This is a genomic window from Streptomyces sp. NPDC033270 (genome assembly GCF_055576575.1).
In genome coordinates, this window is the sequence record NZ_JBVIRA010000009.1 from 17,778 (window position 1) to 31,682 (window position 13,905).

At 73.4% G+C, this 13,905-nt stretch carries 10 protein-coding genes and 1 pseudogene; 5 read left to right on the top strand and 6 right to left on the bottom strand.

Annotation, left to right across the window (positions count from 1 at the left end):
• Positions 1-33 precede the first annotated feature (33 nt).
• The gene (locus tag ACZ5XZ_RS15105; protein WP_468977902.1) at positions 34-798 is read right to left on the bottom strand and encodes a crotonase/enoyl-CoA hydratase family protein; all 765 of its coding nucleotides are present in this window, start codon (positions 796-798) and stop codon (positions 34-36) included.
• Positions 798-2,462 (bottom strand): acyl-CoA dehydrogenase family protein, encoded by a 1,665-nt coding sequence (locus ACZ5XZ_RS15110; protein WP_468977904.1) that lies wholly within the window; start codon positions 2,460-2,462, stop codon positions 798-800. The genes ACZ5XZ_RS15105 and ACZ5XZ_RS15110 overlap by 1 nt, the downstream gene beginning before the upstream one ends.
• An 82-nt stretch (positions 2,463-2,544) precedes the next feature.
• On the opposite strand from ACZ5XZ_RS15110, the gene ACZ5XZ_RS15115 reads away from it, so the two are divergent.
• The gene (locus tag ACZ5XZ_RS15115; RefSeq protein WP_468977905.1) at positions 2,545-3,315 is read left to right on the top strand and encodes a PaaX family transcriptional regulator C-terminal domain-containing protein; all 771 of its coding nucleotides are present in this window, start codon (positions 2,545-2,547) and stop codon (positions 3,313-3,315) included.
• Between the two features lie 87 nt (positions 3,316-3,402).
• On the opposite strand, the gene ACZ5XZ_RS15120 is transcribed toward ACZ5XZ_RS15115, so the two are convergent.
• The gene (locus tag ACZ5XZ_RS15120) at positions 3,403-4,614 is read right to left on the bottom strand and encodes a lactonase family protein (RefSeq protein ID WP_468977908.1); all 1,212 of its coding nucleotides are present in this window, start codon (positions 4,612-4,614) and stop codon (positions 3,403-3,405) included.
• Between the two features lie 319 nt (positions 4,615-4,933).
• On the opposite strand from ACZ5XZ_RS15120, the gene ACZ5XZ_RS15125 reads away from it, so the two are divergent.
• Positions 4,934-6,022 carry a tetratricopeptide repeat protein gene (locus tag ACZ5XZ_RS15125; RefSeq protein WP_468977910.1) on the top strand — a complete coding sequence of 363 codons (1,089 nt, stop codon included), beginning with the start codon at positions 4,934-4,936 and terminating at the stop codon, positions 6,020-6,022.
• On the opposite strand, the gene ACZ5XZ_RS15130 is transcribed toward ACZ5XZ_RS15125, so the two are convergent.
• Positions 5,916-7,340 carry a lipase maturation factor family protein gene (locus ACZ5XZ_RS15130; protein WP_468977911.1) on the bottom strand — a complete coding sequence of 475 codons (1,425 nt, stop codon included), beginning with the start codon at positions 7,338-7,340 and terminating at the stop codon, positions 5,916-5,918. The genes ACZ5XZ_RS15125 and ACZ5XZ_RS15130 overlap by 107 nt on opposite strands.
• A gap of 373 nt (positions 7,341-7,713) precedes the next feature.
• Here ACZ5XZ_RS15130 and ACZ5XZ_RS15135 point away from each other — a divergent pair, with 373 nt between their 5' ends.
• Positions 7,714-7,884: a hypothetical protein gene (locus tag ACZ5XZ_RS15135; RefSeq protein ID WP_384429709.1), complete on the top strand. Its 171-nt coding sequence runs from the start codon at positions 7,714-7,716 to the stop codon at positions 7,882-7,884.
• A gap of 52 nt (positions 7,885-7,936) precedes the next feature.
• Here the strand turns inward: ACZ5XZ_RS15135 and ACZ5XZ_RS15140 are convergent, their stop codons facing one another.
• Together ACZ5XZ_RS15140 and ACZ5XZ_RS15145 are read right to left on the bottom strand one after the other, a co-directional pair.
• Positions 7,937-8,512: a TIGR03086 family metal-binding protein gene (locus ACZ5XZ_RS15140; protein WP_468977914.1), complete on the bottom strand. Its 576-nt coding sequence runs from the start codon at positions 8,510-8,512 to the stop codon at positions 7,937-7,939.
• Positions 8,513-8,645: 133 nt separating this feature from the next.
• Positions 8,646-10,474: pseudogene (locus ACZ5XZ_RS15145) on the bottom strand (alpha-L-fucosidase).
• 320 nt (positions 10,475-10,794) lie between these two features.
• Here ACZ5XZ_RS15145 and ACZ5XZ_RS15150 point away from each other — a divergent pair.
• Together ACZ5XZ_RS15150 and ACZ5XZ_RS15155 are read left to right on the top strand one after the other, a co-directional pair.
• Positions 10,795-12,357 carry an AMP-binding protein gene (locus ACZ5XZ_RS15150; RefSeq protein WP_468977916.1) on the top strand — a complete coding sequence of 521 codons (1,563 nt, stop codon included), beginning with the start codon at positions 10,795-10,797 and terminating at the stop codon, positions 12,355-12,357.
• Positions 12,358-12,552: 195 nt separating this feature from the next.
• A complete protein-coding gene (locus ACZ5XZ_RS15155; protein ID WP_468977919.1) occupies positions 12,553-13,791 on the top strand; it encodes an ROK family transcriptional regulator in 1,239 nt (412 codons plus the stop codon).
• Positions 13,792-13,905: the final 114 nt, after the last annotated feature.

The following is a 13,905-nucleotide window of genomic DNA, read 5'->3' on the forward strand; positions in this document are numbered from 1 at the left end:
GGGCCTGTCCGACCCCGACCCGTCGGGCCGGCCCTATTGCCGGTCCGGCTCCCCGTGCCGCCCCGCGCCCGCCGCGAAGCGCGCCGCGCCCGTCATCGCCTCGGTCAGCACCGTCTGCCCGTACCGGAGTTCCGCGGCCAGCGCGGCCGCCTCGTCCCGGCCCTCCTGGTCCAGCAGGGCGGCCCGGTCGCTGCGCAGACACGCCTGCGGGAAACGGGCGATCTCCGCCGCCAGCAGCTCCGCCTCGGCGCGCGCCGTCCCGGTCGGCACCACCCGGTGGACCAGCCCGATGTCCAGCGCCTCCGCCGCCGGGACCGGGCGCCCCGTCAGAACCAGGTCCATCGCCCGGCTCGCACCGATCAGCCGCGGCAGCCGCACCGTACCGCCGTCGATCAGCGGCACCCCCCACCGCCGGCAGAACACCCCGAGGACCGCGTCCTGCTCCGCCACCCGCAGATCGCACCACAGCGCCAGCTCCAGCCCGCCGGCCACCGCATGACCGGCCACCGCCGCGATCACCGGCTTGCCCAGCCGCATCCGGGTCGGTCCCATCGGCCCGTCGCCGTCCGGGGCGACGCGGTTGCCGCGCTCGGTGCCCATCGCCTTGAGGCCGGCGCCGGAGCAGAACGTCCCGCCCTCGCCCCACAGCACGGCCACCCGCGCCGCGTCGTCGTCGTCGAACTCCCGGAAGGCATCGGCCAGTTGGCGTGCCGTCGGGCCGTCCACGGCGTTGCGGGACGCGGGCCTGGACAGCACCACCGTCGTCACCGGCCCGGCCCGCTCGATCCGTACCGACATCAGGCCGCGCCCCCGGATGCGCCCGGCGCCGACGGCCGGACGCGTTCCAGGATCGCCGTCAGATCGACCCCGGCCGGCAGGGTGCCGTAGGCGTTGCCCCACTCCCCGTCGAGCCGGGAGGCGCAGAACGCGTCGGCGAGCGCCGGGTGGCTGTGCCGCACCAGCAGCGAGGCCTGCAGCACCAGCGCCATCCGCTCCGCCAGCGACCGCGCCATCAGCTGCGCACGCTCCGGAGAGGCCAGGCCGCCGAGCATCTTGCGCACCCCGGCCACCGCCGCGTCCAGCCGCCGGTCGGCGCCCGCGGCCGTCTCCACCTCGGCGAAGAACGCATCGAGCGCGGCCGGCTCCTTGCCCAGTGCCCGCAGCACGTCGAGCGCCGCGACATTGCCCGAGCCCTCCCAGATCGACAGCAGGGGCGCCTCCCGGTACAGCCGCGGCATGCCCGAGTCCTCGACATAGCCGTTGCCGCCCAGGCACTCCAGCGCCTCCGCCGCATGGCCGCTGCCCCGCTTGCACACCCAGTACTTGCCGGCCGCCAGCGCCAGCCGCCGCAGCGCCGACTCGCCGGCGTCCCCGGCCTGCGACCGGTCCACCGCCGCGGCCAGCCGCAGGCCCAGCAGCGTCGCCGCCTCCGACTCCACCGCCAGATCCGCCAGCACCGAGCGCATCAGCGGCTGCCGGTCCAACTCCCGCCCGAACGCCCGCCGATGGGCGGTGTGGTGCAGCGCCTGCCGCAGCCCCGCCCGCATCCCGGCCGCCGACCCCAGCACACAGTCCAACCGGGTCATGTTCACCATCTCGACGATGGTGCGCACCCCGCGACCCGGCTCACCGACCGGCCAGGCCACCGCCTCGTCGTACTCGATCTCACAGGACGCGTTGGAGCGATTGCCCAGCTTGTCCTTCAGACGCATCAGCCGCATCCCGTTGAGCGTGCCGTCCGGCAGCACCCGCGGCAGCAGAAAGCAGCTCAGCCCCTCCTCGGTCTGCGCCAGCGCCAGGAACACATCGCTCATCGGGGCGGAGGTGAACCACTTGTGGCCGGTGATGCGGTACGTGCCGTCGCCGGCCGGCACCGCACGCGTGGTGTTGGCCCGTACGTCGGAGCCGCCCTGCTTCTCCGTCATCGACATGCCCGCGATCAGACCCGACTTGGTCAGCGGCGCCCGCAGCCCGAAGTCGTAGGTACGGGACGCCAGCAGCGGCTCGTACCGCGCGGCCAGGTCCGGGGCGGCGCGCAGCGCGGGGACGGCGGCGTAGGTCATCGAGACCGGGCAGCCGTGGCCCGGCTCGGCCTGCGACCAGACGTAGAACTTCGCGGCCCGCACCAGATGCGCCCCGGCGCGGTCGTCGGTCCACGGCGCCGCGTGCAGCCCGTGCTCCACTGCGACGGTCATCAGCTGATGCCAGGCCGGATGGAACTCCACCTCGTCGACGCGGTGCCCGAACCGGTCGTGGGTGTGCAACCGGGGCGGCTGCTGCTCCGCCCAGCGGGCCTGGTCCTGCACCGCCGCCGAACCGGCCAGCGCGCCGAGCTCGGCCACCTCCGGCACGCCCCACTCGGCGCCGTCCCGGCGCAGCGCCTCCAGCAGGGCCGGCTCGTCCGCCGTGCTGAACCCGGTCAGCGGCGGGGCCTGGTTCACGACTTCATGGGTGACGGTCATGCCCTCGACGTTACAGAAACAGAACAGCCGTGGGAAGAGCGTAATATCGCCCCCGCTCCACGCCCTAGAATTTCCTGCACATATGAACGACCCCGGCACCCACCACGACCCCGACGGCACCGCCGCGCTCGCGCTGCGGCCCCTCACCGCGCGCTCCATCGTGCTGAGCACCCTGCTCGGCCACCATCCGCCGAGACTGCCCGTCCGCGCCCTGGTACGGGTCGGTGAACTCTTCGGGATCGCCGAGGGCACCGTCCGGGTCGCGCTCTCGCGCATGGTGGCCGCCGGCGACCTGCGGCAGACCGACGGCTCCTACGAGCTGACCGCCCGCCTGCTGGCGCGCCAGACCCGTCAGGACGAGAGCCGCTCCCCCCGGACCCGGGCCTGGCACGGGGACTGGGAGATCGCCGTCGTCACCACCCCGGAAGGCCGGCCGGCCGCCGAGCGCACCGCACTGCGCCAGGCGATGGCGGCGCTGCGGCTGGCCGAACTCCGCGAGGGCAGCTGGCTGCGCCCCGCCAACCTCGACCGGGCCCGCCCGCCCGTCGTCACCGAGCAGTGCACCTGGCTCAGCGGCACTCCGGACGACGATCCGGCCGCGCTCGCCGCCCGCCTGTGGGACCTGGACGGCTGGGCGGCGCGGGCCGGCGCCCTGACGTCCGCCCTGGACCGCGCCGAGGCGCCCGCCGGGCGCTTCACGGTCGCGGCGGCCGCCCTGCGCCATCTCCTCGCCGACCCGCTCCTGCCGGACGCGCTGCTGCCGCCCGACTGGCCGGGCGACCGGCTCCGCGCCCGCTACGACGACTTCGAGCGGGAACTGAGCGATCTGCTGCGGCAGTACCTGGCCGGCTGAGCCCCGCCCGGCGCCCTGACCGGTACTCACCGGCAGGCCCCCGCCCGGCTGTTGTCGCGGCGCCTCGGCCGGAGCGGCCCGCCCGGCTCACCGCGGCAGCACACACACCGGGACCGGCGCCGCGAGCGGCTCCCCCGAGCTCTTGAGCGCCCCGGTCCGTCCGTCCACCGAGAACACCGTCACCGAACCGGACTTCTGGTTCGCCGCGAACAGCCAGCGCTCATCCGGCGAGAACGCGATCTGCCGGGGGAAGTCCCCGCCCACCGGCACGGTGTCCAGCAGCCGCAGCCGCGCCCCGCGGGCCTCCACGGCGTAGCGGGTGAGGCTGTTGTGACCGCGATTGGCGAGATACGCGAAGCGGCCGTTGCGGGTGACGAGCAGCTGCGCCGGGTAACTGGTCCCCGGGCCGGTCCCCGTGGACTGCGGCGCACCGGGCGTCAGCCGCCCGCTTTCGCGCTCATAGCCGCAGACCACCACCGTGTTGTCGACCTCGTTCGCCAGATACGCGAAGCCGCCGGAGGGGTGGAAGGTCAGATGGCGGGGGCCGGCACCGGGGCGCAGCGCCGCGTACGACACCTGGGTGAGCCGCCCGGCCGAGTCGTCCAGCCGGTAGGTGTAGACGGTGTCGTTGCCGAGGTCGACGGCCAGCACATGCCGGCCGTCGGGGGTGGTGACGATCTGGTGGGCGTGCGGCCCGTCCTGGCCGGGGCCGGGCGGCGGGCTGGAGTGGGTGACGAGGTCGGTGCGTTCGCCCAGGGCGCCGGTGGCCCGGTCGATCGGGTGGACGGCCACGCTGCCGGACAGGTAGTTGGCGCTGAGCAGCCAGCGTCCGCCGGGGTGCACGGACAGATGGCAGGGCCCGGCGCCGCCGGTGGACCGGGTGCCCAGCACCCGGGGCGGGCCGCCGGGCGTCAGCGCGAGGGCGGTCACCCCGCCCCGCTCCCGCTCGTCGACGGCGTAGAGGGTGCGCCCGCCCGGTGCGAGGGCGAGATAGGACGGATCGGCGACCCCGGCCACCACGCCGGTGGCGGTGATCCGCCCGGTCGTGGTGTCGTATGCGGCGAGTCCGACGCCGGTGCCGCCGCCGTCCTTCGAGGTGTAGGTCCCCAGGTACAGCGGACGGGAGCGGCGCGCGGGCGGGCTCGTGAGGCGTCCGGTCCGGGCCCGCGCGGGGCCGTGGTCCGCCGCCGTCAGCAGCCCCACCCCGGCCGTCATGGTCAGTCCCGCCACGACGGTCCGCAGAAACCGCCGACGGTCCGCCCCGGCCCCGGACCGCGCTCCCGTACCCGCTGCTGTCATGGCAGCAGGGTGGCCCGCCGCGTCCACCCCGGGCAAGAGCCGCAACGCAGGGTGCAGCATGTGCAACGCGATGGCGGAGCCTCTCCGGCGCCGGCCCCCTGAGTCGTCCCTGAGGCCGCCCTGCGCCGTGCTGGAGCCGCTCAGGCCCGGCTCTCGGCCCTACGACCCTGATGAGCGCGTACATCCGCATGATGACCATGAACCTTCGCGTAGCACTCCAGTCGTACGGCACAACCCATACGCGGACTGATTCGCCGGGCCCCCTGCCGCTCGTAGTTTCGTGATCAAGGCACGGAAATGATCGAGAGGCCACGGATCTATGTACGGCAAGGCATTCGCCCCGGAGTACCAGGGCGAGCTGGGCTCGGCGCTGGGCGTGAACTCCTCCTACGAGGAGGTGCTGGCGAAGGCGAGCCGGGCACACGACCGGGCGGACACCGCGCTGGAGCGGGCGCGGGCCGCGCTCGCGGTCGCCGAGGCCAACCGGCGCCTCGGCCGGGTGACGGAGGCCGGCGCCGCCTGGCGGGAGAGCTACCGCAGCGCCCGCGCCGCCGGTGACGCGGGCGCCATGGCCTGGGCGCTGTGGAGCGGCGGCACCCTGGCCCGCCAGTGCGGCACCCTGCCGCTGGCCCGCCGGCTGCTCACCCACGCGGTCTCCCTGGCCGACACCGGCGGTGACCGCCTCGCCCACGGCTACTCGCTCGCCGGCCTCGCCGAGACCGGCCGCATACAGGGCGACTACGCCGCGGTCGCCGAGCTCCACGAGCAGCTGCTCGAACAGGGCCGGGCGCACGGCGAGGCCCGGCACATGGTCTGGGCGATGTCCGGCATAGCCCAGATGCACCGCAACACCGGCGACTTTGCCAAGGCCCTGGAGCTGTTCGAGGAGTCCGCCCGGATCGCCGAAGCCGGGGAGGACGCCCGCGGCCGCGCCTGGTCGCTGCGGGGGATAGCCGACGTGCTGTCCGTACAGGGAGAGACGGACCGCGCGCTGGAGCTGCTGTCCGAGGCGGAGGGCATCTGCCGCACGATGGACCTGGCGTCGGCGCTCGCCTACAACCACAAGATGCGCGGCAACGTCCTGTACCGAGCGGGCCGGTACGAGGCCGCGCGCGACACCTACACCCTCGCGCTGCAGGAGTTCGGCGAGATGCAGGAGCCGCGCGGGGTCGCGCTCTCCCGCCTCGGGCTGGCCAAGTCCCGCGCCCGCCTGGGCCGCGACCGGGAGGCGACACTGAGCGAACTGGCCACGCTGGAACGGGACTTCGTCCGCATCGGGCTGCGCCACGCCCGGGACATGGTCATCGCGTTCCGCGCAGAGCTGACCGCGCGACCGGCGGCAGAAACTCCCGCTCCTCGGTGCGATGCCACCACGCTCCGGTCTCCCGCAGCTCCCGCCAGGTCGTGAAGCGGTAGCGGAAGACCCGGGCCCTGATCCTGGCCGGCGGCAGATCGGGGAACGGATTGGTGCGCAGCAGCCGCAGCGTGTCCCGGTCGTTCTCCAGCAGCCGCGCCACGAACGGAACGAACCAGGCCCGCGCATAGGCCGGCGACAGCGCGGCGAACCACATCAGCCAGTCCAGCCGCAGATGGTATGGCGCGAACTGGCGCGGCAGCCGCCCGACATCGCCCGGCTTGCCGTGGAACTCATACGCCACCCAGGTCGTGCCGGGCCCGGTCACGGCATCCGCCGTCCCCTCCACCACGATCTCCCGGCGCACCCGCGTGATCGAGCCGAAGGCGCCGTACGAATTGACCAGATGCAGCGACTCGTAGGACGTGTTCATCATCTGCTGCCGGGACAGCAGATTGCGCGCCGGCCGGTAGCTGAGCCACAGGACCCCGGCGGTGGCCAGGAGCACCAGGACCTCGAACCACACCGGGGGCGGGGCGAGCGGATGGGACGGCCGGGCCCACAGCGGGGCGGCGGCCGACATCGCCAGCGCGATGGTCACCCAGTTCAGCCAGGCGAAATTGCCGGAGAGCACCAGCCACAGCTGGGTGACGACCATCGCGGCGGCCGCCCATCCGGCGATCGGCTGGGGGGTGAACAGCAGGACGGGAAGGGCGAGTTGGGCGAAGTGGTTGGCGGCCACCTCGACCCGGTGCAGCGGCTTGGGCAGATGGTGGAAGAACCAGCTCAGCGGCCCCGGCATCGGCTGGGTCTCGTGGTGGTAGTAGAGGCAGGTCAGATCCCGCCAGCAGCGGTCGCCACGCATCTTGATCAGCCCGGCGCCGAACTCGACCCGGAAGAGCACCCAGCGCAGCAGCCACATGATCAGCACCGGGGGAGCGGTCTCGGCGTTGCCGAGGAACACCGCGAGCGAGCCCGCCTCCAGCAGCAGCGACTCCCAGCCGAAGCCGTACCAGGTCTGCCCGACGTTCACGATCGACAGATACATCGCCCACAGCGCGGCCCACATCACCATCGACGCCCACAGCGGCACGGCATCCGCGGCCCCGGCCGCCACGGCCGTCGCCAGCAGTGCGCCCGACCACGACCAGAGGGCGAAGAAGCGGTCCGAGTAGTGCCAGTGGAAGACCGAGGGCGACGCGCCGAACGGCACCCGCGCCACGAACGCGGGCACCGGCAGCATGCCGCGCGCCCCGATCAGCGCCCGGAACTGCCGCACCGCCGCGAGGAACGCGACCAGATAGAGCACCGCCAGCGTCCGCTGGAAGACGAGCCGCCCGAGCCAGTATCCGGAATCCGAGAACCATGCCACTCGCCCATGGGTAGCACCGCGGCCGCGCGGGTGGGAACACTCCCTCCGCGCGGTCACTCTCCAGCGTGCGGATCGGGGCAAATGCAGCAACGCCGGGGCCATTCGGGTGAGTGATGTGCATCACACATCTCGCCCGATTTCCCCGTCACCACAAGGGGCGGAATCCCCGCCTTCCGACGGCACGGCCATCTCGCCGGAAAACGTCGAGCGCGCCGGGTGCGGCGTCGTTAATCTGAGGGGCGACGGACGACCTTTCTGGGAGACGCCAACACCAATTGGCCCGTCGCGGGAACGCCACAAACCTTGGCCGACCTCCCGGTTTGTGAACAAGGCGCCACCGCGTCGGACCGATACCTCGATGAAGGAGTGCGTGGTGGCAATGCACAAGGCTCAACACAAGCAGCCCCGCTTGAAGCGGGGCGAGCGACCGGGTCGTATCAGGGAAGTCCGTAATCTCGAAGTCTGGGATCGCTGCGCGCCGGTGCGCCTCGCCGGCTGCGATGACGACCCCGCCGAGCCGTACATCATCCGCGGCATCGACTGATCAACCGATCACTCGGGCGTCGGCCCTGCCCCGGGGGTGTTACCCCTCCGGGTCAGGGCCGACGCCCGAGCAGGCACAGCAGCCGGGTGAGATCGTCGGCGTCCGCCGGGGCGTCCACCGCCGGAGCGAACAGCCCGGACGCGTCGAGCCCCGCGGCATACGGCTCCACCTCGCGCAGCGCCGCCGTCGCCAGCCGGCCGGGCAGCCGCTCGTCGGCCCCGATCGCACGGGACAGATCCCAGGCGTGCACCACCGCGTCGGCCATCATCTGCGCGCAGTACGCGTCGGCCGGGCTGGAGCCGTAGGACAGCGGGACCGTGCGACTCAGCGCCCCGCGCTCCGCGAACGCCGCCACGGAGGCCACCGCCGCGCGGTCCCACGCCGCGACCGGGTCGTCGCCCAGCACGTCCCCGTCGAAGTCCGAGCCCACCTCCGCGATCGTGGCGCCGTCCCGCACCAGGCGGGGCACCCACAGCTGCTCTGCGGTGAGGTGGTTCACCAGATCGCGCACCGACCACTCCGAGCACGGCGTCGGGCCGTCCCACTGGTCGTCGCGGACGGCGTGCACCCGGCTGCCGAACAGCGCGAGGGCCTCGCCATGGGTCCGCAGGATCTCGTCGTCGCTCATGGTCCCCGAGGATAGGAGCGGGCACCGACAACCGCCCCCGCGCCTGACCCGAACGGCCCAGCCGGCGGCGGGAGATTTCCCGCGGCTCCCGGCACCCCCGCCCGCCCGGCCGGTACCGTCGGTGCGGCCGCGGTCAGTCCGCGTAGAGCTGGCTCCGCGGCACGATCTGCTGCTCCTGGCTCGGGCTGGACCACAGCAGCTTCAGATGCGCCTCGCCGGTGCGCTCCGTGTGGTCGATCCGGATGCGGTGCCGGTGCCCGGCCTTGAGGGTCACGGTCGCCTTGTCGACCCTGGGGCCGTGCGGGATCGAGCCGTCGATCACCTGCCGGCCGTCGATCCACAGCCGCACGGTGTCGTCGGAGACGGTGGTGAGGGTGTAGGTCTCGTCGAAGCGCGGCTGGAGGGTGCCGGTCCAGCGGGTGGCGAAGTGATCGGCGGGGATCTTCGGGTCCGGTGAGCCGTCGAAGCGGTAGGACTCGTTCACCGTCGGGTCCACCCCGACCGCCGCGGGCGGGCCGGTGAAGGAGTCGTTCGCCCAGCTCCGCGCCGTCAGCCCACTGCCCTCGCCGACGGGCGTCGCGGCCGGCGGCCTGATCGTGAGCCGGACGACGCCGGCGAGCGGATCGGGGCGGGACCGGACGGGGTGAGGTCGAAGCCGTCGCCGGCCCGGGTGACCGTCACCCGCTGGGAGCTGCCCAACACCCGGGCCGCGGTGATCTCGAAGGGGCCCTTGGCGGTGAGGTGGAGGGAGCCGCCCGTCCCGGGCCAGGAGGTGACGGCGGCGTACAGCGCGTCGCCGCGCTGGGAGACCGCGCCCCAGGGCGGGTCGGCGACCAGCCCGGTGTGCCCGGCCCCGTACACCGCGTCGCCCCGGCCGTTGCTCCCCAGCCACCGGCCGACCTCCCGCAGCCGGTCCACGGACGGCCGCGGGATGCGCCCGAGCCTGTCGGGCCCTACGTTGAGCAGGTAGTTGCCGCCGCGGCTCGCCACGTCCAGCAGGTGGTGCACGACCGTCGCCGGCGCCTTCCAGTGGGTGTCGTACTTGGCGAAGCCCCAGTGGTCGTTGAGGGTCATACAGCTCTCCCACAGCTGCCCGTCGACCGGCTCGGCGGGGATCTCCTGCTCCGGCGTGCCGAAGTCGCCGTCGACCACCTCGCGTTTGCCGACGCGGTTGTTGACGATCAGGCCGGGCTTCAGGCCGTGCAGATACGCCTGGAGGGCGGCGCCGTCCCGGCGGGACCAGCGGTTGGTGGGGTGGTCCGCGTCCCACTCGCCGTCGAACCACAAAAGCGCCGGGTCGTAGTGGTCGATCAGCTCCTTCAGCTGGCCGTACATCCGCTTCTTGTAGCGCGGGAAGGTCGCCGGGTCGGCGAAGTCCGGGTCGTGCCAGTCCCAGATCGAGTAGGAGAAACCGAGCTTGATGCCGGCGGCGTCGGCGGCCTTCTTCAGCTCGGCGAGGATGTCGCGGTGCGGGTCGAAGGAGGAGTGGTCGCGCAGGTTCCAGGTGTTCTGCCGCGTCGGCCACCTCGCATAGCCGTCGTGGTGCTTGGAGGTGATGACGACATAGCGCTGCCCGGCGTTCTTGGCGGCCTTGACGATCGCCTCGGCGTCGAAGGCGGACGGGTCGAAGGCGGCCGCCCGCTTCTCGTACTCCGCCTTGGGGATCGCGCACTCGCGCTGGATCCACTCCGCGTTGCGGCAGACCGTGCCGTCCGGCCGGGTGTACTCGCCCTCCAGGTTCGCGTACGCGCCGAAGTGGATGAACATCCCGAAGCGGTCCTGCCGCCACCACGCGGTGCGCGACGCGGTGAACGGGTCGTCGGTCGCATGGTTGGTGCCGGGTCCGGCGGCGGGCCGCGGCGGCGGCTTCGCGGCGGCCACCGGGCCGCCACCGGCCAGCAGCAGGGCGCCCAGCGCCGCCACGACCACCGGCAGGCGGAACGGTCTTGTGCGGCTGTGCATCGCGCGCTCCTCGGGTCGGGTGTCCCCGTCGGTCGGTCGTACGCGTGCCTCCTGTGCCTCCCGCATGGTGCAGTCCGCGCACCCCGACCGGAAGATGCTGGACGCCACAAACATCGGAGCACCTCGCTGAATCTGCCGGGGAACTACCGGAGTTGACGGACAGGAAGCCCGGATACCTCGGACCTCATGACCTGTCAGGAGCAGTTGGCCGAATGCGCGCGGTCGGCGCCCCGCACGCCCCGGCGCCCCCGCGGCACTCTGGCGACGATCCGCGATTGCCGGTTCAATGAGCGGCCCGGGCCGCACTCATGGGAGGCACCATGGAAGCCGTCGCCCCACCCGCCGCCGGCGCTCCGGCCATCCGCTGCGCGGGTGCGGAACGCGACTACCCGGCCTTCCTCGAACGGGCGGCGCGGATCGCAACGGGCCTGCGCGCGGCCGGAGTCGAGCCGGGCGACCGGATCGCCGTCGTGCTGCGCAACGAGCCCGCCCATCTGGAGATCACCGCCGGAGCGGCCCTGCTCGGCGCCTGTGCCGTCCCGGTCAACTGGCACTTCCGGCAGGACGAGCTGCGGCATGTGCTCACCGACAGCGGCAGCAAGGTGGTCTTCGCGCACAGCGACCTGCTGGCCGGGGTGACCGCGGTGCTCCCGGAGGGCGTACGGGTCATCGAGGCCGCCGTTCCCGCCGGTGTCGCGGCCGCCTGCGGCTTCGCCGCACCACCGCCCACCGGGGCGCACCCGCTGCTCGACCCGTGGCTGGCCGGCCACCCGCCCCTGGACGGGGCCGCGGCCGAGCGCCCGCCCACGGTCATCTACAGCTCCGGAACCACCGGCCGCCCTAAGGGAGTTCTGCGCGAACCGGTCGCCTCGGAGCGGCTGGCGGAGGCGGTGCGGCTGTTCCTGGAGTACTTCGCCGTCGCCCCGGGCGGCCGTACGCTCATCCCGGCCCCGCTCTACCACGCGTCCCCCAGCCAGCATGCCGTCCTCGCGCTCGCGGCCGGTCTGGACATCACGTTGATGCCGCACTTCGACGCGGAGGAGTTCCTGCGGCTGATCGAGCGCCACCGCATCGAGCAGGTCCAGGTCGTCCCCACGATGTTCGTACGGCTGCTCCGGCTGCCCAAGGACGTCCGCGAGCGCTACGACCTGTCCTCGCTCACCTCCGTCGTGCACGCCGCGGCCCCCTGCCCGCCGCACATCAAACACGCCATGATCGACTGGCTGGGACCGGTGCTGCGGGAGTACTACGGCGGCAGCGAGACCGGCGCCGTGACATGGTGCGACAGCCCCGAGTGGCTGGCCCACCCCGGCACCGTCGGACGGCCCAGGGGGACCGCCGCCGTCGCGGTCCTGGGCCCGGACGGCCAGCCGCTGCCGGCCGGCGCCGCCGGTGACATCTACCTCAAACCCGCCGACGCCTGGCCGCAGTTCACCTACCTCGGCGACCCGGACAAGCGGGCCGCCATGGAAGCGTCCGGCCTGCCCGGGTACGTCACCATCGGGGACATCGGCCATCTCGACGAGGACGGCTACCTCTACCTCAGCGACCGCCGCAACGACCTGGTCATCTCCGGCGGCGTCAACATCTACCCCGCGGAGATCGAGGGCTGCCTGCTGTCCCTCGACGGGGTGCGCGACGTGGCCGTGTTCGGCATCCCCGACGAGGAGTTCGGCGAGGTCCTCGCCGCGCATGTGGAGACCGAACACGGAGTGTCGCTCGGCGGCGGGGAGGTGCGCGCCCATGTCGCCGAACGCCTCGCCGGGTACAAGGTCCCCCGGGCGGTGGTCTTCGAGGAGCGGCTGCCGCGCGACGAGTCGGGCAAACTCTTCAAGCGGCAGCTGCGGGACCCGTACTGGGCGGGCCACGACGGCGCGATCTGAGCCGGTGATCACCTCGTTCGCAGGTCGCCCTGCTCGGCGGCCGACGACTGTGCCGTTCACCGTCCGGGCGAGGGGTCCGCACGACGCGGACGACTGACCGGACGGCTTGGATGATTGGTCCGGTCCAAGTCCTTGACAGGCTTATCGCGGGTCTCGAATTATGTGCCGCCGGGGGCCGAGGGACAGGAGACGCCCATGGTCGCTGCCCAGCGACGTGCCACGACCCGGGACCTGCGGCGCGGGAACCGCTCCGTACTGCTGTGGACGCTCTACTTCGACGGGCCGATGAGCCGTCAGGAACTCGGCGCGCGCACGGGGCTGAGCCTGACCACCGTCTCCACCGTCGTCGGCGAACTCCTCGGCGAGGGCCTGGTGGTGGAGGCCGGCACGGTCGATTCCGACGGCGGACGGCCGCGGATCCTGCTGCGGGTCGACGCCGGCCGGCGCCGCGTCATCGGTGTGGACGTCGGCGAGACCAGGGTGCGCGTCGGGCTGTACGACCTGAGCATGAACGAACGGGCCCGTGCGGACCGGCCGTTGGAGCGCGGCCGGCACGACGCCGGCACGGTCGTCGAGCGGATCCTCGACGGCCTCGACGAGGTGATCACGGCCGCCGCCGTCGACCGCGGCGACATCCTCGGGGTCGGTGTGGCGGTCTCCGGCGTCGTCGAACGCGTCGCCGCCGGCGAGGGCGGCGCACTGGTGCACGGGCAGACCTTCGACTGGCGCGCCGTACCGCTGGGCCGGATGCTGCGCGAAGGCACCGCGGCCCACCCGGGCACCGACCTCCCGCTGCACATCGAGAACGGTGCCAGGACGCTGGGGCAGGCCGAGATGTGGTTCGGTGCGGGGCGCGGGGCCGACCACGCCGTGATCGCGCTGATCGGCTCCGGCATCGGCGCCGCGGTCGTGGCCGACGGCGGTTTCTACCACGGCGCCACCAGCAGCGCGGGGGAGTGGGGACACACCGTCGTCCAGGTCGGCGGGCGGCGCTGCCGGTGCGGCGCCCGCGGTTGCCTGGAGGCCTACGCAGGCGCCGAGGGCGTCCTGGACCGCTACCGCCAGGCCCGTCGCGGCCGCCCGGCGCCCGGCGCGGACCAGGAGTCCGCGCTGACGGCCCTCCTCGCCGCCGCGGAGGATTCGGCCGCGGCCCGCCGGGTCCTGGACGAGACCGCCGTCTACCTCGGTGCCGGCATCGCCAACCTGGTCAATCTCTTCAACCCGCGCCGGATCATCCTCGGCGGCTGGGCCGGGCTGCTGCTCGGCGGCCGGCTGCTCCCGCAGATCCGTGCGGCGGTGGCCGGTCAGGCGCTACGGCATCCCGGCGAGCGCACCAGTGTCGAGCTCTGCCGGCTCGGCCCGGACGCGGTGGCGCTGGGCGCCGCGACGCTGCCCGCCGAGCGTTTCCTCGCGGCCGGCGGCACCGTCGCCTGACCCGGACGCGGAGCGGACCGGCTCCCCGCCCGGCCCCGGCCGGAATCTCTCCCTCTGACCGGTTGCCGGTCCGCCGCCCCCGCTAAAGTCGGGTCAACAGCGCAGGTGAAACCG

What these genes read in the sequence shown, in the direction of transcription:
- ACZ5XZ_RS15115 (WP_468977905.1), top strand. Translation starts at nt 2,545, where the DNA reads ATGAACGACCCCGGCACCCACCACGACCCCGACGGCACCGCCGCGCTC.
- ACZ5XZ_RS15140 (WP_468977914.1), bottom strand. Translation starts at nt 8,512, where the DNA reads ATGAGCGACGACGAGATCCTGCGGACCCATGGCGAGGCCCTCGCGCTG.
- ACZ5XZ_RS15110 (WP_468977904.1), bottom strand. Translation starts at nt 2,462, where the DNA reads ATGACCGTCACCCATGAAGTCGTGAACCAGGCCCCGCCGCTGACCGGG.
- ACZ5XZ_RS15125 (WP_468977910.1), top strand. Translation starts at nt 4,934, where the DNA reads ATGTACGGCAAGGCATTCGCCCCGGAGTACCAGGGCGAGCTGGGCTCG.
- ACZ5XZ_RS15105 (WP_468977902.1), bottom strand. Translation starts at nt 798, where the DNA reads ATGTCGGTACGGATCGAGCGGGCCGGGCCGGTGACGACGGTGGTGCTG.
- ACZ5XZ_RS15150 (WP_468977916.1), top strand. Translation starts at nt 10,795, where the DNA reads ATGGAAGCCGTCGCCCCACCCGCCGCCGGCGCTCCGGCCATCCGCTGC.
- ACZ5XZ_RS15120 (WP_468977908.1), bottom strand. Translation starts at nt 4,614, where the DNA reads ATGACAGCAGCGGGTACGGGAGCGCGGTCCGGGGCCGGGGCGGACCGT.
- ACZ5XZ_RS15155 (WP_468977919.1), top strand. Translation starts at nt 12,553, where the DNA reads ATGGTCGCTGCCCAGCGACGTGCCACGACCCGGGACCTGCGGCGCGGG.